General features: G+C 73.0%; 14 protein-coding genes. 10 read left to right on the forward strand and 4 right to left on the reverse strand.

From position 1 onward, the window contains the following. Positions 1–188 precede the first annotated feature (188 nt). From IG05_RS0103420 to IG05_RS0103440, 5 genes are all read left to right on the forward strand, one after another. The gene (locus IG05_RS0103420) at positions 189–500 is read left to right on the forward strand and encodes a hypothetical protein (RefSeq protein WP_030338931.1); all 312 of its coding nucleotides are present in this window, start codon (positions 189–191) and stop codon (positions 498–500) included. 95 nt (positions 501–595) lie between these two features. Next, a complete protein-coding gene (locus IG05_RS0103425; RefSeq protein ID WP_030338933.1) occupies positions 596–1,147 on the forward strand; it encodes a GGDEF domain-containing protein in 552 nt (183 codons plus the stop codon). Continuing rightward, a complete protein-coding gene (gene repSA, locus IG05_RS0103430) occupies positions 1,144–2,493 on the forward strand; it encodes a replication initiator protein RepSA (RefSeq protein WP_420707559.1) in 1,350 nt (449 codons plus the stop codon). The genes IG05_RS0103425 and repSA overlap by 4 nt, the downstream gene beginning before the upstream one ends. 2 nt (positions 2,494–2,495) lie before the next feature. Next, on the forward strand, positions 2,496–2,699 hold the full coding sequence (locus tag IG05_RS0103435) for a helix-turn-helix transcriptional regulator (protein ID WP_030338936.1): 204 nt from the start codon (positions 2,496–2,498) through the stop codon (positions 2,697–2,699). Beyond that, positions 2,699–3,934: a tyrosine-type recombinase/integrase gene (locus tag IG05_RS0103440; RefSeq protein ID WP_030338937.1), complete on the forward strand. Its 1,236-nt coding sequence runs from the start codon at positions 2,699–2,701 to the stop codon at positions 3,932–3,934. Before IG05_RS0103435 ends, IG05_RS0103440 begins: the two co-directional genes overlap by 1 nt. A gap of 121 nt (positions 3,935–4,055) precedes the next feature. Here IG05_RS0103440 and IG05_RS0103445 read toward each other — a convergent pair whose 3' ends face one another. The 3 genes from IG05_RS0103445 to IG05_RS0103455 all read right to left on the reverse strand — a co-directional run bounded on the left by IG05_RS0103445 (position 4,056) and on the right by IG05_RS0103455 (position 10,326). Next, positions 4,056–5,615 carry an alpha/beta hydrolase gene (locus tag IG05_RS0103445; RefSeq protein WP_030338939.1) on the reverse strand — a complete coding sequence of 520 codons (1,560 nt, stop codon included), beginning with the start codon at positions 5,613–5,615 and terminating at the stop codon, positions 4,056–4,058. A gap of 157 nt (positions 5,616–5,772) precedes the next feature. Then, positions 5,773–7,320, reverse strand: coding sequence for an alpha/beta hydrolase (locus IG05_RS0103450; RefSeq protein ID WP_030338941.1), 1,548 nt, complete (start codon positions 7,318–7,320; stop codon positions 5,773–5,775). Between the two features lie 78 nt (positions 7,321–7,398). Then, the gene (locus tag IG05_RS0103455; RefSeq protein ID WP_234335756.1) at positions 7,399–10,326 is read right to left on the reverse strand and encodes a lysylphosphatidylglycerol synthetase family protein; all 2,928 of its coding nucleotides are present in this window, start codon (positions 10,324–10,326) and stop codon (positions 7,399–7,401) included. Between the two features lie 201 nt (positions 10,327–10,527). Between IG05_RS0103455 and IG05_RS0103460 the strand changes: the two genes are divergently transcribed. The 5 genes from IG05_RS0103460 (at position 10,528) to nudC (ending at position 20,924) form a co-directional block, all read left to right on the forward strand. Next, positions 10,528–10,914, forward strand: coding sequence for an MGMT family protein (locus IG05_RS0103460; RefSeq protein WP_030338944.1), 387 nt, complete (start codon positions 10,528–10,530; stop codon positions 10,912–10,914). Between the two features lie 257 nt (positions 10,915–11,171). After that, a complete protein-coding gene (locus IG05_RS0103465) occupies positions 11,172–14,534 on the forward strand; it encodes an ATP-dependent helicase (RefSeq protein WP_078893874.1) in 3,363 nt (1,120 codons plus the stop codon). Between the two features lie 113 nt (positions 14,535–14,647). After that, positions 14,648–18,364 (forward strand): ATP-dependent helicase, encoded by a 3,717-nt coding sequence (locus tag IG05_RS0103470; protein WP_037812865.1) that lies wholly within the window; start codon positions 14,648–14,650, stop codon positions 18,362–18,364. 53 nt (positions 18,365–18,417) lie between these two features. Then, positions 18,418–19,821 carry a dipeptidase gene (locus IG05_RS0103475; RefSeq protein WP_030338950.1) on the forward strand — a complete coding sequence of 468 codons (1,404 nt, stop codon included), beginning with the start codon at positions 18,418–18,420 and terminating at the stop codon, positions 19,819–19,821. A gap of 155 nt (positions 19,822–19,976) precedes the next feature. Next, a complete protein-coding gene (gene nudC / locus IG05_RS0103480) occupies positions 19,977–20,924 on the forward strand; it encodes an NAD(+) diphosphatase (protein ID WP_030338952.1) in 948 nt (315 codons plus the stop codon). 64 nt (positions 20,925–20,988) lie between these two features. On the opposite strand, the gene IG05_RS0103485 is transcribed toward nudC, so the two are convergent. Beyond that, positions 20,989–21,231, reverse strand: coding sequence for a mycoredoxin (locus IG05_RS0103485; RefSeq protein WP_030338954.1), 243 nt, complete (start codon positions 21,229–21,231; stop codon positions 20,989–20,991). Positions 21,232–21,380 lie beyond the last annotated feature (149 nt).

The following is a 21,380-nucleotide window of genomic DNA, read 5'->3' on the forward strand; positions in this document are numbered from 1 at the left end:
GAGACCCACCGCCATGCAGGTCCCGCTCTGGTTCGCCCTGGCCGTCGTCGGCTACCTCGGCGTCAAGCTCATCCGCCCGCCCGCCTGGCTCATCGCCGTACTCCTCCTCGGCGGCTACCTCCTCGCCGACAGCGTCCTCGCCCCCGCCATCGACACCGCTCTCACCAAGTAGCGAAGGGAGAACCGCCATGCTCCGCCCGAAGATCCCCACCATGCCCACCCCGACCGGACGCGTCTCGCCCGCTGTCATCGAGCCGACCAGCGTGGTCCAGCACCAGCCGACGCCCGCCCCGGCCGCGGTCGCCCAGGTCCCCTCCCGGCGCACCGTCCAGCTCACCCCGGGAGTCGTCCTCGCCCTCGTCGGTGGCGGTACGGCCGTGGTCCTGGTCGTCGGTGCCGTCCTGGTCTCGATGCTCCTGGCCGTCGCCGTCACCGGCGCGTCCGTCGCCGTCTGCGCCGTGGTGATCCGCTCGCTCGTCTCCTCGCAGCACCGCCGCTGAACGGTCCCGGGGGCGACGCACAAGCCGCCAAGCACGCCGCCGCTCCTGGGACCGGGTTCCGCCAAGCCAACCGCCATCGCCAAAGGGACAAAGACATGGACCTGCAGATAGCCGCGAGCATCGTGCCGTTACTCGGCTGGGCCGTGCACGGCGGCATCCTCACCCGCCGCCTCGTCTCCGCCCGCCGCGACCCGCTCACCGGCCTGCTCACCCGCGCCGGATGGACCACCCGCGCCGAACACTGCATCCGCCGGCACCCGACCGCTGCGGTCCTCCTGGTCGACCTCGACTACTTCAAGACCCTCAACGACACCCACGGCCACGCCGCCGGTGACGCCGCCCTCGTGGAGATCGCCGCTCGGCTGCGCGCCTGGTGCGGACGTAACGGCACCGCCGGCCGCCTGGGCGGCGACGAGTTCGTCGCCGTGATCCGGGACCTGGCCGCCGTCGACCTCGACGCGCTGACCGCCGCACTTCACCAGCCGCTGTCCTACGCCGGTACGTCGCTCCTGCTGGCCGCTTCGGTCGGCGTCTGCCCCGTCGCGGAGCTGGCGATGCCGCTCCTCACGGACGCCCTCGCCGCCGCCGACGCGGCCATGTACGCGACCAAGGGCCGCACGCGCCGGGGCTCTCGCGCCACTCGCTGAAAGGCCACCGGGTGGCGCACAAGCCGCCAAGCACGCCGCCACCCGGGGCCGTTCCTTCCAACCGCAATCGAAAGGAACCACCATCATGCCACCTGACTGGCTGGGTCCTGCACAAAGACAAAACGACCGGCGAGACCCTGCACCACTACTCCACCGAGGGTGAACCCGGCGGACGGCTCCGACTCGCATGCGGCAACCGCCGCGCCTCCCGCTGCCCGTCTTGCGCCTGGACCTACGCGGGCGACACCTACCACCTCATCCGCGCCGGCCTCGCCGGGGACGACCGCCGCGACATCCCCGCCACCGTCCGCGACCATCCCCGCGTCTTCGCCACCCTCACCGCCCCCTCCTTCGGCCGGGTACACAACCGGCCCGACCGGGGCGTCTGCCGCTGCGGCACCCGCCACGCCGCCGACGACCCCGCACTCGGCACGGCCCTCGACCCGGAGACGTACGACTATGCGGGCGCGGTGCTCTTCAACAACCACGCCGGACAGCTCTGGCAGCGCTTCACCAACCGGCTCCGCCGGGAAGTCGCCGCTCGCGCCGGCCTCTCGCAGCGGGAGCTGAAGGAAGCGGCCCGGCTCTCCTACGGCAAGGTCGCCGAATTCCAGAAGCGGGGCGCACTGCACTTCCATGCCGTGATCCGCCTCGACGGACCGGACGGCCCTGGCACCCCGCCCCCGAGCTGGGCCACGGTCGACCTCCTCACCGACGCCATCCGGGCCGCCGCCGGCCACTCGTACACCTCGGTCTCCGTCCCAGCCGCCGCCGACCAACCCGCCCGCACCTTCCGCTGGGGCACCCAGCTCGACGTCCGGCCGGTCAAGGCCTTCGGGGACGGCTCCGACATCACCGAACAGGCCGTCGCCTCCTACGTCGCCAAATACGCCACCAAAGCCGCCGAGAACACCGGCACCCTCGACCGCCGCATCGGCGAACTCTCCGAACTTGACCGCCACGGCGTCCCCGACCACATCCGCCGCCTCATCGAAGCCTGCAAGCAGCTCGACCCGCTGTACCCGGATCGGCGCCTGTGGGCCTGGGCTCACATGCTCGGCTTCCGCGGCCACTTCTCATCCAAGTCCCGCTGCTACTCCACCACCCTGGGCGCCCTCCGTCAGGAACGCGCGGACTACCGCGCCGCCCAGGAACGCCAAGCCCTCGGCCTGGACGACGTCGAGCCGGACACGGTGCTCGTCCTGGCCGACTGGCAGTACGCGGGACACGGCCACACCCCCGGTGAATCCGCCCTCGCCGCCACGATCGCCCGCGATCTCCAGCTCAACCGCGAGACCGCCCGCGAAGCCCTACGTGACCAACTCATCAACGAAAGGGAGTACTGACCATGGCCTCAGAGCTGCCGAACCGGTTCCTGACCCCTGAGGACCTGGTCGAGATGTTCGAGCTGCCCAGCGTCGAGACGGTCTACCAGTGGCGCCGCAAGCACACCGGCCCCCGCGGCTTCCGCGTCGGCCGGCACCTGCGCTTCGACCCGAACGACGTACGAGCCTGGGTGAATTCCCAGCTTGGGAAGGCTGAGGCTGCCTAATGGCCGGACACATTCAAGACCGTTGGTACAAGACCGAGCTTGGGCCCACGGGCAAGGTCGTCAAGGTCAAGACCGAGCGATACGGCGTGGGCCTGCGCTACCGCGCCCGCTACGTCGGCCCCGACGGCACCGAGAAGTCGAAGAGCTTCCCCGACCGCCAGAAGCGGCTGGCTGAGCAGTGGCTCTCGCAGATCGAGACTGACATGGCGCGCGGGCAGTACATCGATCCGCAGGCCGGCCGCCTCACTGTGCGGCAGCACGCCGAACGGTGGCTGGCGTCGCTCACCATGGACCCCGGCACCTTTGTGGGGACAGAGCAGCGCATCCGCCTACACGTACTGCCCTACCTGGGCAGCCGCACGCTGGGCTCGCTCCGGCCGACGCACATCCGCGAGTGGCTGCGGAAGCTGCACGACGGGGGAGTGGCTCCTGCCTATCAGCGGGTGATCTTCGCCAACCTCTCCACCATGCTGACAGCGGCCGTGGACGACCGTCTGATCCCGGAGAACCCCTGCCGGTCGTCGTCTGTCCGCGCGCCGAAGCTCGACCCTCGTCGGATCGTTCCTTGGCAGCGCGAGCATGTTCTCGCGGTCCGCTCGGCGCTGTCCGAGCAGTACCGGCCCATGGTGGACCTCGCTGGTGGATGCGGTCTACGTCAGGGTGAGGTCCTGGGCCTGGCGGTGGAAGACGTGGACTTCATCGACGGCGTGGTTCACGTCGTGCGGCAGGTCAAGCTGATCCGCAACCGGCCGGTGTTCGCACCGCCCAAGGGAGCCAAGGAGCGGACGGTCCCGCTGCCCGAGAGCGTCGCTCGGTCGATCGAGGAGCACATCAGCCAACATCCGCCGGCCTCCGTCGCCCTGCCTTGGCGCACTGTCGACGGAGCCCCGGTGACTGCTTCTCTGCTCTTCCACCGGGACCAGGGCCGCCCGATCAATCGCAACGACTTCAACCGTGGAGTCTGGCGCCCAGCTCTTGAGACCGTGGGCGTCCCTCTCGGCCGAGCGAGCGGCATGCACGCCCTGAGGCACTTCTACGCCTCCGTCCTCCTCGACGCGGGGGAGAGCATCAAGGCCCTCTCCGAGTACCTGGGGCACCACGACCCGGGCTTCACCCTTAGGACGTACACGCACCTGATGCCCAGCAGCGAGAAGCGGACCCGTGAAGCGGTGAACCGAGCCTTCTTGGACGGCCCGGACACCGATGACGGCCCCACGACGGCCCAGGGGGAGTGATGACGCGGGAAACCGGCAGGTTACGGGGAAGATCGTCTGACTTGCCGGTCTACTGAGCCGGTTCCCCGGTCTGTGCGGCGGGGGCTTCGGGTGCCTGTGGTGCCCGGAGCCCCCGTTCGCGTCAGGAGCAGGTCGTGCCGTCCTTCGGGACCGCTCCCTTCAGCAGGTAGGCGTCCACCGCCGAGTCGACGCAGTCGCTGCCGTTGCCGTACGCGCCGTGTCCCTCGCCCTTCCAGGTGAGTTCGACGCCCACGCCCCGGCCCAGTTCGCCGGCCATTCTGCGGGTGCCCTCGTACGGGGTGGCCGGGTCGCCGGTGGTGCCGACCAGCAGGACCGGTGCCGATCCCGGCGCGCTGACCTCCGGGGTGTCGTACTGGCCCGGCACCGGCCAGTCGTGGCACCAGCCGGCCGTGTCCCAGCCCAGGTAGTCCCCGAACACCGGTGAGATCCGCTCGAACTCGGCCAGCCGCCGCCGCGTCTCGGCGAGTGTCGGCCGCTGCCTGTCGTCCAGGCACGATATGACCCGCTGGGAGTGGGACGTCGTGCCGTAACGGCCCGAGGCTTCCCGGTCGTTGTACTGGTCGGCGAGCGCCAGCAGCGCCGAACCGTCGCCCTCCCGTGCCGACTTGAGGGCGTCGGTCAGCCTCGGCCACATCGACTCGCTGTACAGCGGCAGGATGATCCCGGTGACCGCCAGCGTCTGGGTCAGTTTGCGACCGGAGGACGTCGGCAGCGGCTCGGCGTCGAGCCGGGTCAGCAGCTCGGCTATCTGCCGGGAGCCCCGCTCGGTGTCCTGGCCGGTGGACTTGAGGTAGTCGTCCAGGGCCCGCTGGAAGCCGCGGGCCTGGTTCTCGGCGTGGCCCACCGTGTCCGCGGTCGGGTCGACCACCGCGTCGAGGACCAGCCGGCCCACCCGCCGCGGGAACAGGTGGGCGTAGACACCGCCGAGTTCGGTGCCGTAGGAGATGCCGAAGTAGTGCATCCTGTCGTCGCCGAGGACCTGCCGCATCAGGTCCATGTCGCGTGCGGTGTCGGTGGTGGACACATGGGCCAGCAGCGCTCCGGCGGCCTTGCGGCAGCCCTTGCCGAAGTCGGTGGCGTCCTGGAAGTAGGCCTGCTCCTCGGCCGGGGTGTCCGGTGTGGCGTCCACCGACTCGGCGGCCTGGATCTCCCGGTCGCCGCGGCAGCGGACGCCCTGGCTCGCGCCGACCCCGCGCGGGTCCCAGCTCACCAGGTCGTAGCGCGCGTGGAGGGCGGAGACGGAGTCCGCGAAGTACGGCATCGTCGACACACCGGAGCCGCCGGGGCCGCCGAAGTTGAACAGCAGCGAGCCGATGCGGTCACCGCCGGTGGCCCGCGCGCGGATGAGGGCGAGACCGATCGTCCTGCCGTCCGGCTTCGACCAGTCCAGCGGCACCTGGAGGGTCGCGCACCGCCAGCTGGCGCCCGGCGCGGAGGAGTTCCCGGTGGCCTTGCAGGGGCGCCAGTCGAGGTGCTGGGAGGTGAGGGAGGACGGAAGGGCCGTCGAGGACGCCGTGGCCGGGGAGCGCGTCGCCGACGGGGGAGCCGGGCCGGTTCCCTTGCCCTCGTCCCTGTCGCCGTCCCCGCCGGACGAGCCGCCGCAGCCGGCCAGCAGCAGCCCTGCCGCCAGCGCGGCCGTCCACCGCACGAATCGCATCATGCGCACCCCCCTGACAGGCCCGCCGCATCGTGCCGCGCCGGGCGTTCAGGCCATCGTAGGCGCACCGGGCCGGGCCCGTCGCAGCCTGTGGATAACCCTCTGACCTGGCGCTTTACCGGCTGCTTCTGCTGGTCGGCGGTGACTGCCGGGAGGTCTCTCACGAGCAGACCGTGCCGGCTTTCGGTACCTTCCCGTCCAGCAGGTAGGCGTTCACCGCGCTCTGCACGCACTTGTTCTTGCTGTCGTACGCGCCGTGCCCCTGGCCCTTGTACGTCAGCTCGACGCCGACGCCCTTGCCGAGCGCGTCCACCATCTTCCTCGCGCCCTCGTACGGCGTGGCCGGGTCGCCGGTGTTGCCGATGACGAGGACGGGCGCCGATCCCGGTGCGCTGACGTCGGGATGGTTGGCGGCGCCCGGCACCGCCCAGTCGGTGCAGCTCAGCATGCCCCAGGCCAGGTAGTCGCCGAACAGCGGGGATGCGGCGCGGAACTCGGGCAGCTTCTGCTGGACGTAGGCCGTGTCGTAGCGCTGCTTCTCGTCGGAGCAGTTGATGGCGATGTTGGCCGCGGTGAGGTTGCTGTACTCGCCGTTCTCGCTGCGGCCGTTCATGGAGTCGGACAGCAGCATGAGGATCTTGCCGTCGCCGTCGTAGGCCTGCTCCAGCCCTTCGGTGAGGTACTCCCAGAAGTCCTTCGAGTACAGGGACTGGGCGATGCCGTTGGTGGCGGCGGTCTGGGTCAGCTGGCGCGGGAAGATGCCCGGGATCGGCTTCTTCTCCAGGTCGGCGAGGAGTTTCGCGATGCGGTCCTTGACCTCCTGCTCGGTGCTGCCGATCGGGCATTCCGTTGCCTTCGAGGTGCAGTCCTTCGCGAAGTTGTCGAGAGCGAGCTGGAAGCCCTGGGTCTGGCCGAGGGCGCCCTGCTCCGGGGACTGGGTGGGGTCCACGACGGCGTCGAGGACGGCCCGGCCGACGTGCCGGGGGAAGAGGTGGGCGTAGACGCCGCCGAGTTCGGTGCCGTAGGAGATGCCGAAGTAGTGCAGCTTGTCGTCGCCGAGGACCTGGCGCATCAGGTCCATGTCGCGGGCCGCGTCCGTGGTGCGCACGTGCGGCAGGATCTTCTTGGAGTTCTTCTCGCAGGCCGCGTTGAACTGCCGGGTGCGTGCCAGGAACTGGGTGCGTTCGGCGCTGTCGTCCGGGGTGGCGTCCTGCTGGAAGTAGTCGTCGAGCTGGGCGTCGCTCTCGCACGTCACCGGCGAGCTGCGGCCGACCCCGCGCGGGTCGAAGCTGACCAGGTCGTAGCGGGTGCCCAGGGTGGTGTAGTCGGAGCCGAACGCGGGCAGGGTGGTGACGCCGCTGCCGCCCGGGCCGCCGAAGTTGAACACGAGCGAGCCGATCCGCCGGCTCGCGGGCCCGGTGGCCTGCGCGCGGATCAGGGCGATGTCGATCGTGTCGCCCTTGGGCCGGCTCCAGTCCAGCGGTGCCTTCATGGTCGCGCACTGCCACTTGGCGCCGTTCGGCAGCGGCGACGGGGCGCTCCCGCCGCCCTCCGCCTCCGAGGGGGCCGGGCAGTCCTGCCAGTCCAGCTTCTGAGCGGTGAGATCCCCGTCCTTCGTGCTGCCGCCGCCGCAGCCGGCCAGCGCGGTGGTGAGCAGCGCGGCGGTGGTGGCCAGCACGGCGGCCAGCAGCCGGGAGGGGTTCGCCATACCCCCATCGTGGGGGCGTGCACGCCAGGGCGCGCGCCGGGCGCGGTCCGTACGAGCTACGGCACCCGGCAAGGGCGCCTAGAGGGCTCCCTTGCGGCTGAGGTGGTTGAAGGCCAGCCAGCCCGGCAGGACCGGCAGCCACAGGGTCAGCAGCCGGAACAGCAGCACGGCCGGGGCGGCGACCTCCTTGGGCAGGCCCACGGCGATCAGACCGACGGTGAGGGTCGCCTCGACCGCGCCGACGCCGCCGGGGGTGGGCGCCGCGGAACCGAGCGCGTTGCCGGCGAGGAAGACGACGGCGACGCTGGCGATGCTGAGCGACACCGATCCGTCGCCGAAGGCCCGGATGGAGGCGTCCAGGCACATCACGAAGCAGGCGGTCAGCAGGAGCATGCCGCCGATGCCGGTGACGAGCTTCTGGGGCCGCTGCAGCACGTCGAGCATGCGGGGTACGACACCGGCGAACAGCGACCTCACGCGCGTGACGACGAATTTGCGCAGGAACGGCACCGAGGTGACCACGAGGACGAGGACGGCCACGGTCAGCAGGCCCGCGATGACCGTGCGCGACGGCGACAGCGACGGGGTCTTCTCGGTGCCGGTCAGGTAGCCGAACGACAGCAGCATCAGGATGTGGCAGCCGAGCCCGAACAGCTGCGAGGCGCCGACGCTCGCCACCGCGAGCCCCGGACGCACCCCGGCGCGCTGGAGGAAGCGGGTGTTCAGGGCCACACCGCCGACCGCGGCCGGTGCCACGATCTTCACGAACGACCCGGCGACCTGCGCCCCCACGGTCCGCGGGAACGGCACCCGCTCCGGCACGAAGCCCAGCAGGGCCATCGCCGCGGCCACGTAACTGAGCGCGGAGAACAGCACCGCGGCGATCACCCAGCCCCACTGGGCCTGCGCGAACAGCGTGCCGAATTCGATGTGGGTGAGCTGCGTCAGCAGGTAGTACGCGCCGATCGCACCGGCGATGAAGCTGATCAGGGTGCGCGGCCGGACCCTCTCCAGCCGGGCCGGTTCCACGGGTGCCTGGGGCCGGATGAGCAGCACCTGGTGCCGGATCTGGGTGAGCAGATCCTCCTCGCGGGCCTCTTCGAGGGCTTCGTCGATGGCCCGCTTCTCCGCGCGCTGCTCGGCGCGGACCATCTTCTTGTCGGGCTTGTCCAGGACGGGCGGGGCCGCCTCGGCGGCCTCCTCCGCGCGGGCCAGTTTGGCCTGGCGGGAGGCCTCCAGGACCGCCTCACGTTCGCGTTGGGCCCGCTCCCGGGCCAGCCGGCGCAGCGTCGCGCGCGTGGAACGCGTCAGCGCGATCGGCTGGAGCATGGGCAGGCAGTCGGCGACCGCGTCCGGGCCGAGCACCCCGACCGCCGAGGCCACCGCCCGCTCGGCACCGACCCGCAGGCCGAGCGTGGTGACCAGCTGGGCGACGTCCATGCGCAGCAGCAGGTCGCCGGCCGCGATCTCGCCGCCGCGCAGCTCGGTGAGGATCACCCTGCCGGAACGATCCACCAGGATCGCGTCTCCGGCCAGCCTGCGGTGGGCGATGCGCCGGGACTGCAGCGCCCGCACCTGGTGCCAGGTGTTGCGCAGCAGCTCGTCGGTGATGTCCTCGTCGGCCAGCGAGTCCAGGGTGCGCCCGCCGGTGTGCTCGTAGACGAGCATGACCGCGTCGGGGCCGAGCTCGGAGGTGGCGATCAGCTTGGGCGCGTTGGCGCCGGCCGCGATCGCCGCGTACGCCAGCAGCGCCTCCTGCTCCAGGGCCTGGCGCAGCGACTGGAGGCTGGAGCGGGTGGCGAAGCCGCGCAGGGTCAGATTGCGCCACGCGCGGTAGAAGAAGCCCTGCGCCTGCTGTTCCCGGTCGACGACCGTGACGTCCAGCGGCGGGCCGTCCTCCAGGGTGACGAAGTAGCGCCGGCCCCGGTCGCCGTTCTCCGTCTCCACGGCCTCCTCACGGGCCGTGCTGACGGGGTGGAAACCGACGTGCCGGAGGCCGGCCATCAGGGTCTGGCCGGTGGGGCGCACGTTGGGGGAGCCGACCGCGTACAGGGTGCCGTAGGCGATGGTCCAGCCGATCAGGATCGTCAGGATGATCGAGAAGGGGGTCGTGTAGCCGGTGACCAGCATCGAGAACGCGTCGAGGAGCAGCACGATCCACAGCACCGCGCGCCATCTGGGTCTGCGGGACATGCCGACGGCCGTCATGTACGCGATCACGGGTGCCAGATAGCCGTGCACCGGGTCGGTCAGCGCGTGGATGTCGCCCGGCGAGGGCTGGGTGAGCGCCTCCTGGATGGAGTCCGGGGCGGCCCGGGCGACCCACAGGTCGGTGGCGAGCGTCACTCCGTGGGCCAGGACGGCCGCGAGGACGCCGTCGGCGATGCGCAGGCCGTCCCGTTTGATCAGCCGCTCGATCGCGAAGGCGACCGGCACCAGCAGGATCGCGATGCTGGACGCCAGCCCCGCGATCTTGATCAGCAGGTCCGGGGCCTGCCCGGTGCCCTTGTTGATGTCCTGTTCGAGGCCCGAGGTGGTGCCGTGCGCGAACGCGGCGATCGCCAGCAGCACCACGATGGCGAGCACGCCCACCAGGAGCCGCATGAGGTCGGAGGGCCGGTGCACGCGCGCGGGGAGCAGCGGTTCGTCGCCCTCCACCTCCTCGGCGTGGGGGTCGTCCTCGGCGCACGCGGGGCTGTCCGGGGGCGCGGTCTCGCGGCCGGGCGCCTCTGCGGAGGCATCATCGCCACTGCCGCGCGCGTGAGTGCCGTCGTCCTTGCGCGCCTCGGCTTCGTCCTCGCGCGCGCGTGAGCCGTCGTTCTCCTGCGCGTCGTTCTCTCGCGCGTCGTTCTCCCGGGCCTCGGGTTCGCCTTCCCGTGCGCGCGTGCCGTCGTCCCCGCGCGGGCCGGTGTCTTCGTGATGCGCGCCGGTGCCGCCCCCGTCCGCACGGGCGGGGCCGGGGCGCGCGGAGGCGTCAGGGGTGCCCGCCGCTCCATCGGGGTGCACGCCCTGCTCCTTCGTGGTCTCTTCTCGGTCTCGTATCACCAGTCACCGCCCGCACGATGGTGGCATGCCCCACCGGCACACACGGGCATCAGGGTCCGGATGCGCGGGCGCACAGTCTGCCCGAAGGAGCGTCCGGGGGCGAGAGGACCGTTGTCCGCGTACCCCGCCGGAACGGCTGCGCGGTGCGGCAGGATGGGGGGAATGAGCGAGCAGAGCCCTTCCGAAGACGCCCGCGCGGGGTACGCGGACGCGCTGCCGGAGTACGCCGAGCGGGTCCTCGACGTCGCCGAGCGGATCCCGCCGGGCCGGGTCATGACGTACGGCGATGTCGCCGAGTGGCTCGCGGAGGGAGGCCCCCGTCAGGTGGGCCGGGTGATGGCCCTCTACGGCAGTGCCGTCCCGTGGTGGCGTGTGGTGCGCAGCGACGGTGTGCTGCTGCCCGGAAACGAGCTGCGCGCGCTCGCCCGCTACCGCGAGGAGGGCACGCCGCTGAAGCAGGCCGGCCCGAGCACCGAGGGGCATCTGCCGCGGCTCGACATGCGGCGGGCGCGTTGGGACGGCGACGCGGGCACGGAGGGTCACATCTGACAGCTTCCGCCATCGGATTCCGCAGGGCCGGACCGATGGTCCGTTCGGGTGACACGGGGGACGTCCGTGGCATGCCGTACGTTCGAGGGGTGTGGGACACGCGTGGTCCGAGCGCCCCGAGGGAACAACCGGAAGCCCTGCTTCTGGCCGGAGCGGCGGCGTAACGTCGGCGGCACGTGTCCCCCTCACCCCGCGGTCACCGCCTCGTGCGCCTGACCGCACGCCCGCCAGCACACCCACCAGGACCGGCCAACCACGTGAGCTCCTCTTCCTCCACCAGGCGCCTGCCGCACCCCCCGGTACGGCAGGGGAGCCGTGGCGCTTACCGACTGGTCCGTACCCCGCCGGCCGTCGCGGACCCCCCTCCTCTGGACGCGGCACAGCGCGCTGTGGTTGACCACCGGAGCGGACCGCTGCTGGTCCTCGCCGGCCCCGGCACCGGCAAGACCACCACCCTGGTCGAATCCGTGGCCGCGCGGATCGCCCGGGGCGGCGACCCCGAGCGGATCCTCGTGCTGACCTTCAGCCGCAAGGCCGCCGTCGAGCTGCGCGACCGCATGGCCCTGCGCATGGGAGCCGCCCGCGCGCCCAGGGCGACCACCTTCCACTCGTACTGCTACGCGCTGGTCCGCGCCCACCAGGACAGCGACCGGTTCACCCAGCCGCTGCGCCTGCTCTCCGGTCCCGAGCAGGACGTCGCCGTCCGCGACCTGCTCGCCGGCCAGCCCGAACTGGAACGGCTCGGTCTGACCCACGTGCGCTGGCCCGACGACCTGCGCGCCTGCCTGACCACGCGCGGGTTCGCCGACGAGGTCCGCGCCGTCCTCGCCCGCAGCCGCGAACTGGGCCTCGGTCCGGACGCCCTGGACGCCTTCGCGCGCCGCATCGGCCGCCCCGACTGGCGGGCGGCAGCCGCGTTCCTCGCCGAGTACCTCGACACCCTCGACCTCCAGGGCGTGATCGACTACGCGGACCTGGTCCACCGCGCGGTCCTCGTCGCCCGCCGCCCCGAGACCGCCGCACGCCTCGCCGCCCAGTACGACGCGGTGTACGTCGACGAGTACCAGGACACCGACCCCGCCCAGGTCCGGCTCCTGCACGCCCTGGCCGGAGGGGGCCGCACCCTCGTCGCCTTCGGCGACCCCGACCAGTCGATCTACGCGTTCCGGGGCGCCGACGTGAACGGCATCCTCGACTTCCCGGCCGCCTTCCCGCGCCCGGACGGCCGCCCCGCCCCCGTCGAGGTGCTGCGCACCTCCCGCCGCTCCGGCGCCGCCCTGCTGGCCGCGACCCGCCTGATCACCCGGCGCATGCCGCTGCCCCGGCTGCCCGCCGAGAACGTCCGCGCCCACCGGGAGCCGGCCGCCGTACGCGACGGCGGCCGGGTCGAGGCGCACACCTACCCGACGTCCGGCGCGGAACTGGACAACATCGCGGACCTGCTGCGCCGCGCCCACCTGGAGGACGGCGTCGCCTGGAGCGACATGGCGGTCCTGGTGCGCGCCGGCTCCCGCCTGCCCACCCTGCGCCGCGCCCTCACCGCCGCCGGCGTCCCGCTGGACATCGACGGCGACGACCTGCCCCTGCGGCACGAGCCCGCGGTCGCGCCGCTGCTCACGGCGCTGCGCGCGGTGGCCACGGCGAAAGCACCGCGCCGCGAGGACCCCGCGCCGCAGGACGCCACGCCGGCCGCCGGCGCCTCCCCGGCGGAAGCCGCCGACACCGGACCGCAGGCCCCGGACGCCTGCTGGCTGGACACCGAGACCGCCCTCACCCTGCTCACCTCGCCGCTGGCCGGCATGGACGCCGCCGACCTGCGCCGCCTCGGCCGAGCCCTGCGGGAGGAGGAGCGGGCCGCCGGGAACCCGCTGCCGCCCCCGTCCGACGAACTCCTCGCCCGGGCGCTCGCCGAACCGGAGCGCCTGGCCGTGCACGACCCGGTGTACGCGCGCGGGGCGCAGCGCCTGGGCGCGCTGCTCCGCAAGGCCCGTGAGCGCCTCGCGGGCGGCGGGACGGCGGAGGAAGCCCTGTGGGACCTGTGGGAGGGCACGCCCTGGCCCGGGCGTCTGGAGCGGGCCGCCCGGCGCGGCGGCGCGGCCGGCCGCAACGCCGACCGGGACCTGGACGCCGTCTGCGCGCTGTTCGCCACCGCCGCGCGCGCGGAGGAGCGCACCGGAGGCCGCGGCGCGCTGAACTTCCTGGCCGAGATCGAGGCCGAGGACATAGCCGCCGACACGCTCACCCGCCGCGCGGTACGGCCCGACGCCGTCCGCGTGATGACCGCGCACCGGGCCAAGGGCCTGGAGTGGCGGCTGGTCGTCGTCGCCGGCGTCCAGGAGGGCCTGTGGCCGGACCTGCGGCGCCGCGGCTCGCTGCTGGAGGCCGACCGCATCGGCCGCGACGGACTCGCCGAGCCGCTGACCCCGGGCGCGCTGCTCGCCGAGGAGCGCCGCCTGTTCTACGTCGCCGCCACGCGCGCGCGGGACCGGCTCGTCGTCACCGCCGTGAAGGCACCGGCCGACGACGGCGACCAGCCGTCCCGGTTCCTCACCGAGCTGGGCGTCGAACCCAAGGACGTCACCGTGCGCCCCCGCCGCCCGCTGTCCGTCGCCGCGCTCGTCGCCGAACTGCGCGCCACCACCGTCGACCCGCGCGTCTCCGCCGCGCTGCGGGAGGCCGCCGCCCGCCGGCTCGCCCGCCTCGCCGCACTCGCCGACGAGGACGGCCGCCCGCTGGTGCCGTCCGCACACCCCTACCGCTGGTGGGGCATGTTCGAGCCGACCGAGAGCAAGGTGCCGCTGCGCCACCGCGACCAGCCCGTGGTGCTGTCCGGCAGCGCCCTGGACCAGCTCGCCAACACCTGCGCCCTGCAGTGGTTCCTGGGCCGCGAGGTGAAGGCCGACGCACCCGCCACCGCCGCGCAGGGCTTCGGCAACGTCGTCCACGTCCTCGCCGACGAGGTCGCCTCCGGACGCACCCCCGCCGACCTCGACGTCCTCATGGAACGCCTGGACTCCGTGTGGAACGCGCTCGCCTTCGACGCGCCCTGGAAGTCGCAGCAGGAGAAGGACAACGCGCGCGTGGCGCTCGAACGCTTCCTGAACTGGCACGTGCTGGACCGGACCGGCCGCACCCCGGTGGTCAGCGAGCAGGACTTCGACGTGACCCTCGAAGCGGGCGGCTACCAGGTCCGCATCCGCGGCCAGATGGACCGCGTGGAGACGGACGCCGAGGGCCGGGCCTACGTGGTCGACTTCAAGACCGGCAAGCAGGCGCCCACCGCGCGCGAGGTGGACCGGCACCCCCAGCTCGCCGTCTACCAGCTCGCCGTCCGCGAAGGCGCCGTCGACAGCGCCTTCGACGGCGTACGCCCCGAACCCGGCGGCGCCGAGCTGGTCCACCTCAGGCAGGGCGCCGCCAAGCGCGACGGCGGCGAGGACCTGCCCAAGGTGCAGACCCAGGAGCCGCTCGCGGGGGAGTGGGTCGGCGAGCTGCTGGCCTCCGCCGCCGGAAAGGTCCTCGACGAGCGGTTCACACCGAGCACCGGCCAGCACTGCACGCACTGCGCGTTCCGCGCCTCCTGCAGCGCGCGCCCGGAGGGACGGCACGTGGTGGAGTGACCGCCCCGCGACCGGCGTGACGTACGGCACCACAGGGGCTGACCTGCGCTTCTTCCGTTCCGGGTGGCCACTGCGTCCTCGACTGTCAGCGCCCGCCGCTAGCCTCTTTCGACATGTCCGCCCGTATCACCGACCCCGAGCAGCTCAAGGAGCTCCTCGGCATCCCCTTCACCCCGGAGCAGACGGCCTGCATCACCGCGCCGCCCGCCCCGCAGGTGATCGTGGCCGGCGCCGGGTCGGGCAAGACCACCGTCATGGCGGCCCGCGTGGTCTGGCTGGTCGGCACCGGTCAGGTCGCCCCCGAACAGGTCCTCGGCCTGACCTTCACCAACAAGGCCGCCGGCGAGCTGGCCGAACGCGTCCGCACGGCACTGATCAAGGCCGGCGTCACCGACCCCGACGCCCTCCCGTCACCCGACCGCCACCCCTCGACGACGGCGCTTCGCGCCGACACCCTCTGGTGGGACCCCGACAACCCGCCGGGCGAGCCCGTCATCTCGACGTACCACGCCTTCGCCGGCCGCCTGCTCACCGACCACGGCCTGCGCATCGGCCTGGAACCCAGCTCGCGGCTGCTGGCCGACGCCACCCGCTACCAGCTCGCCGCGCGCGTGCTGCGCGAGGCCCCCGGCCCGTACCCGGCGCTGACCCGCTCCTTCGCCGACCTGGTCAGCGACCTGCTCACCCTCGACTCCGAACTCGCCGAACACCTCGTCGAACCCGAGGACCTGCGCGCCTGGGACGCCCGCCTGCTGCGCACCCTCGAAGGCGCCAAGCTCACCAACGCCGACCTGCGCAAGGTCCCCGAGACGGCCGCGGCCCGCCGGGAACTCGCCGCCCTCGTCCAGCGCTACCGGGCCGCGAAACGGCAGCGGGACCTGCTCGACTTCGGCGACCAGATCGCCCTGTCCGCCCGCCTCGCCGGCATCCCCGAAGTGGGCCGCCTGCTGCGCGAGGAGTTCCGTGTGGTCCTCCTCGACGAGTACCAGGACACCTCCGTCGCCCAGCGCGTTCTGCTCGCGGGCCTCTTCGGCGACGGCACCGGCCACCCGGTGACCGCCGTCGGCGACCCCTGCCAGGCCATCTACGGCTGGCGCGGCGCCTCCGTCGCCAACCTGGACGACTTCCCCGACCACTTCGCCCACGCCGACGGCCGGCCCGCCGCCCGGCAGGCGCTGAGCGAGAACCGGCGCAGCGGCGGGCGCCTGCTCAACCTCGCCAACGGCCTCGCCACGCCCTTGCGCGCCATGCACGCGGGCGTGGAGGCCCTCCGCCCGGCTCCGGGCGCCGAACACGACGGCACGGTCCGCTGCGCCCTGCTGCCCACCCACGCCGAGGAGATCGACTGGATCGCCGACTCCCTCGCCCACCTCGTGCGCACCGGCACCCCGCCCGGCGAGATCGCCGTACTGTGCCGCACCGCCACCGACTTCGCCGAGATCCAGGGCGCCCTCGTCGCCCGCGACATCCCCGTCGAGGTCGTCGGCCTGTCCGGGCTGCTGCACCTGCCCGAGATCGCCGACCTCGTCGCCGTCTGCGAGGTCCTGCAGGACCCCGGCGCCAACGCCTCCCTCGTGCGACTGCTGACCGGGCCGCGCTGGCGCATCGGCCCCCGCGACCTCGCCCTGCTCGGCCGCCGGGCCCGCCTGCTGGTCGCCCACGCGCGCGTGGACGGCGGCGACGACCCGGACCGCCGGCTCGCCGAGGCCGTCGAGGGCGTCGACCCGTCCGAGGTGATCTCGCTCGCGGACGCCCTGGACACCTTCCTCGAAACGCCCCTGGAGGACGGCGACGACGACGGGCTGCCGTTCTCGCCGGACGCGCGCGTGCGCTTCGCCCGGCTCGCCGCCGAACTGCGCGACCTGCGCCGCTCGCTGTCCGACCCGCTGATGGACGTCCTGCACCGCGTCCTCGCCGTCACCGGCCTGGAGGTGGAGCTGTCGGCCTCCCCGCACGCGCTCGCCGCCCGCCGCCGCGAGACCCTGTCCAACTTCCTGGACACCGCCGCCTCCTTCGCCGCGGGCGACGGCGAGGCCACCCTGCTCGCCTTCCTCGGCTTCCTGCGCACCGCCGCCCAGTACGAGAAGGGCCTCGACAACGCCCTGCCCGGCGGCGAGAACACCGTCAAGGTGCTCACCGCCCACAAGTCCAAGGGCCTGGAATGGGACGTCGTGGCCGTCCCCGGACTGGTCACCGGCACCTTCCCCAGCGCCCAGGGCCGCGAGAAGTGGACCGCCCAGGCCAAGGTGCTCCCGCACGCCCTGCGCGGCGACACCGACACCCTGCCCGACGTCGACAGCTGGGACGCGCGCGGGATGAAGGCCTTCCACGAGGCCATGAAGGACCACCAGCACACCGAGGAGCTCCGCCTCGGCTACGTCACCTTCACCCGCCCCCGCTCGCTGCTGCTCGGTTCCGGCCACTGGTGGGGGCCCAGCCAGAAGAAGCCGCGCGGCCCCTCCGACTTCCTCCGGGCCCTGTACGACCACTGCGCGGCCGGACACGGCGAGATCGAGGCATGGGCGGACGAGCCCGCCGAGGACGAGGAGAACCCGGCGCTGCACACGGCCGGCGCCGACCAGGTGTGGCCGCTCCCGCTGGACGCCGCCGCCCTGGCCCGCCGCCGTGCCGCCGCCGAGACCGTCCTCGCCCACCTGGACACCCTCGCCGCCCAGCCCGCCGGCCACCGCCCGGCCCTGCACGACCCCGCCGGCGACGAGCATCCGGACTGGCCCGCGCCACCGGACGACGACCCCTACGAGGAGCCGTACCCGGACCCGTACGGCGAAGAGCCGTACGAGGACTTCCCCTACGAGGGGGACTTTGCCCACGAGGACTCCGCCCACGAGGACTCCGCCCACGAGGACTCCGCCCACGAGGACGCCGCCTATAAGGACTCGGTCTTCGATGACTCCGCCTTCGGGGACTCGGCCTTCGAGGGCTACGCGGAGGGCCTGCCGCCCTACGACGACCCCGCCCCGGGCGAGGCGTCCCCGGTCGGCGAGCCCGCCCCGGGCACCCCCGGCGGCCGGGACTCCCGGAACGCCGGCCGGCCCGTCGTCCCCCACCAGGCCACCGCCCCGCAGCACCGCCCCGAGCCGCACCCCGAGCCCACCGCGCTCACCCCCGAGGAGGCCCGCACCGTCGCCTCCTGGGACCGCGACCTGGACGCCCTCACCGGGGAGCTGCTGCGTGCCCGGCGTACCGTCACCGACGTCCCGCTGCCCGCCACCCTCACCGCCACCCAGCTGCTACGGCTCGCCGAGGACCCCGACGGGCTCGCACAGGAACTCGCGCGCCCCATGCCGCGCCCCCCGCAACCGGCCGCACGCCGGGGCACCCGGTTCCACGCATGGGTGGAAACGCGCTTCGAGGAACTGACGCTGCCCCTGCTGGAACCGGACGAGCTGCCCGGCAGCGACGCAGAGATCGCCGACGAACGCGACCTGGAAACCCTGAAGGAAGCCTTCGAACGCACCGAGTACGCCCGGCGCACCCCGTACCGGGTCGAGGCCCCCTTCCAGCTCACCCTCGCCGGCCGCGTCGTCCGGGGGCGCATCGACGCCGTCTACAGACACGGCGACGGCGAGGAGACGACGTACGAGATCCTCGACTGGAAGACCGGCCGTACCGGCACCGCCGACCCCCTCCAGCTCGCCGTGTACCGGCTCGCCTGGGCCGAGCAGCAGGGCGTACCGCCCGAGTCGGTCACGGCCGCCTTCCTGTACGTACGCACCGGAGAGGTCGTACGCCCCCGGCAGCTGCCGGACCGGGCCGCACTCGAACGACTCCTCACCGGTGAGACGGAGAGCACACAGGAGGCGACCTGAGTGTGACCAACCGCCCGCCGAGGATGCCGGTGCGGGCCGATAGGCTCGGGAGCATGAGCCAGACCCCGGACAGTGCCGTCCGCACGTACATCGAGCAGCACCGCGCCGCCTTCCTCGACGACCTCTCCGCATGGCTGCGCATCCCCTCCGTGTCGGCCCAGCCCGACCACGCGACCGACGTACGGCACAGCGCGGACTGGCTCGCCGCCAAGCTCAAGGAGACCGGCTTCCCCACCGCCGAGGTCTGGCAGACCCCCGGCGCCCCCGCCGTCTTCGCCGAGTGGCCCTCGGACGATCCGGACGCACCCACCGTCCTGGTCTACGGTCACCACGACGTGCAGCCCGCCGCCCGCGAGGACGGCTGGGACAGCGACCCCTTCGAACCGGTCGTCCGCGACAACCGCCTCTACGCGCGCGGGGCGGCCGACGACAAGGGCCAGGTGTTCTTCCACACACTCGGTGTCCGCGCCCACCTCGCCGCCACCGGCCGCACCACACCCGCCGTCCACCTCAAGCTCCTGATCGAGGGCGAGGAGGAGTCCGGCTCCCCGCACTTCCGGGCCCTGGTCGAGGAACAGGCGGGACGGCTCGCCGCCGACGCCGTGATCGTCTCCGACACCGGCATGTGGTCCGAGGACACCCCGACCGTGTGCACCGGCATGCGCGGCCTCGCCGAGTGCGAGATCCGGCTGTACGGCCCCGACCAGGACATCCACTCCGGCTCCTTCGGCGGCGCCGTCCCCAACCCGGCCGCCGCCGCCGCCCGCCTGGTCGCCGCCCTCCACGACGACCACGCGCGCGTGGCGATCCCCGGCTTCTACGACGGCATCGTCGAGCTGACCGATCGCGAGCGCGAGCTGTTCGCCGAGCTGCCCTTCGACGAGCAGCGCTGGCTGCGCACCGCCAAGTCCCACGCCGCCCACGGCGAGGCCGGGCACACCACCCTGGAGCGCATCTGGGCCCGCCCCACCGCCGAGGTCAACGGCATCGGCGGCGGCTACCAGGGCCCCGGCAGCAAGACGATCATCCCCGCCACGGCCACGGTGAAGCTGTCCTTCCGGCTGGTCGCCGGCCAGGACCCCGACCACATCGAGCGGGCCGTCCGCGCCTGGGCCGCCGGCCAGGTGCCCGCCGGCATCCGCTGCGAGACCGACTTCGGCTCCGCCACGCGCCCGTGCCTGACCCCGCTCGACCACCCCGCGCTGCAGTCCGTGGTCCGCGCCATGGGCCGCGCCTTCCAGCAGCCCGTCCGCTTCACCCGGGAAGGCGGCTCCGGACCCGCCGCCGACCTCCAGGAAGTCCTCGGCGCCCCCGTCCTCTTCCTGGGCATCTCCGTCCCGTCCGACGGCTGGCACGCGCCCAACGAGAAGGTCGAGCTGGACCTCCTCCTCAAGGGCGTCGAGACCAGCGCCTACCTGTGGGGTGACCTGGCCGGCAACTGGCGTACCGCACCCTGACCGGCCGGCGCCGTACGGAAGGTCAGCGCGCGCGGGGCACACTTGAAGGACCGCCCGCCCCGCCCCGGCCACGCCCGGACCGGTGCCCTCCCGCCCTACATCCCGCCGAACCGCCCGCCGAAAGATCCGCTGCACTGGGGGAGTTGGAAGCACCCGTGACCACCACCTGGACCGACGACACAGCCGACCGACCCATCTCGCTGACCGCCCCGAGCGGCATCGACCGCGCCGCCCACCACCGGCTGGACGAGGCCTGGCTCGCGGCGGCATGGAGCCACCCCACGACCCGCTGCTTCGTGGTCTCCGGCGGCCAGGTGCTCATCGACGAGACCCCGGACGGCCGGACGGAACTCGTCATGACCCCGTCCTTCGAGGCCCCCCTGACCGAGGCGCACCGCTACTTCCTCGGCATCGACGAGGACGGCGTCAGCTACTTCGCGCTCCAGAAGGACTCGCTGCCCGGCCGCATCGACCAGTCCGCCCGCCCGGCGGGGCTCCGCGAAGCCGGCCTGCTGCTCTCCCCGCGCGACACCGGTCTCATGGTCCACGCGGTCGGGCTGGAGAACTGGCAGCGCACCCACCGCTTCTGCTCCCGCTGCGGCGAGCGCACGGTCATCGCGGCGGCCGGCCACATCCGCCGCTGCCAGGCCTGCGGCGCCGAGCACTACCCGCGCACCGACCCGGCCGTGATCATGGCGGTCACCGACGAGGACGACCGCATCCTGCTCGGCCGCCAGGTCCACTGGCCCGAGGGCCGCTTCTCCACGCTCGCCGGATTCGTCGAGCCCGGCGAGTCCATCGAGCAGGCGGTGCGCCGCGAGGTCGCCGAGGAGGTCGGGGTCACCGTCGGCCAGGTCGAGTACGTCGCCAGCCAGCCCTGGCCCTTCCCGTCCAGCCTGATGCTCGGCTTCATGGCCCGCGCCACCTCCACCGAGATCGACGTCGACGGCGACGAGATCCACGAGGCCCGCTGGTTCTCCCGCGAGGAACTGCACGCGGCCTTCGAGTCCGGCGAGGTCCTGCCGCCGTACGGCATCTCCATCGCGGCCCGCCTGATCGAGATGTGGTACGGCAAGCCCCTGCCGACCCGCAGCTTCGTCTGAGACGCGAACGGCGGCCCCTGAGCCTGGTGAGGACTCGGGAGCCGCCGTTCGGCGCAGCTCGGGCTTACGCGGCGAGCTTCTGCTTGACCTGGGCCAGCGACGGGTTCGTCAGCGTGGAGCCGTCCGCGAAGAGCACGGTCGGGACGGTCTGGTTTCCGCCGTTCGCCTTCTCCACGAAAGCGGCGGACTCCGGGTCCTGCTCGATGTTGATCTCGGTGTAGGCGATGCCCTCCCGGTCCATCTGGCTCTTCAGCCGCCGGCAGTAACCGCACCAAGTCGTGCTGTACATCGTGACAGTGCCCTGCATCTCTCTCTCGCTCTCCTCAGCCAGCTCGGAAAAGGTCGTGCAGGGTGAGAACGTAAGCGACCGGCCCGCCATTCCCGGCCGGGATCCGCCCCGGCGAGTCCCTGCTCAAGAGGCAGTCGTCGAAAGACCGCGATCACGCGGCCGTCATC

It is taken from the genome of Streptomyces sp. NRRL S-1022 (assembly GCF_000720135.1).
GTDB lineage: Bacteria > Actinomycetota > Actinomycetes > Streptomycetales > Streptomycetaceae > Streptomyces.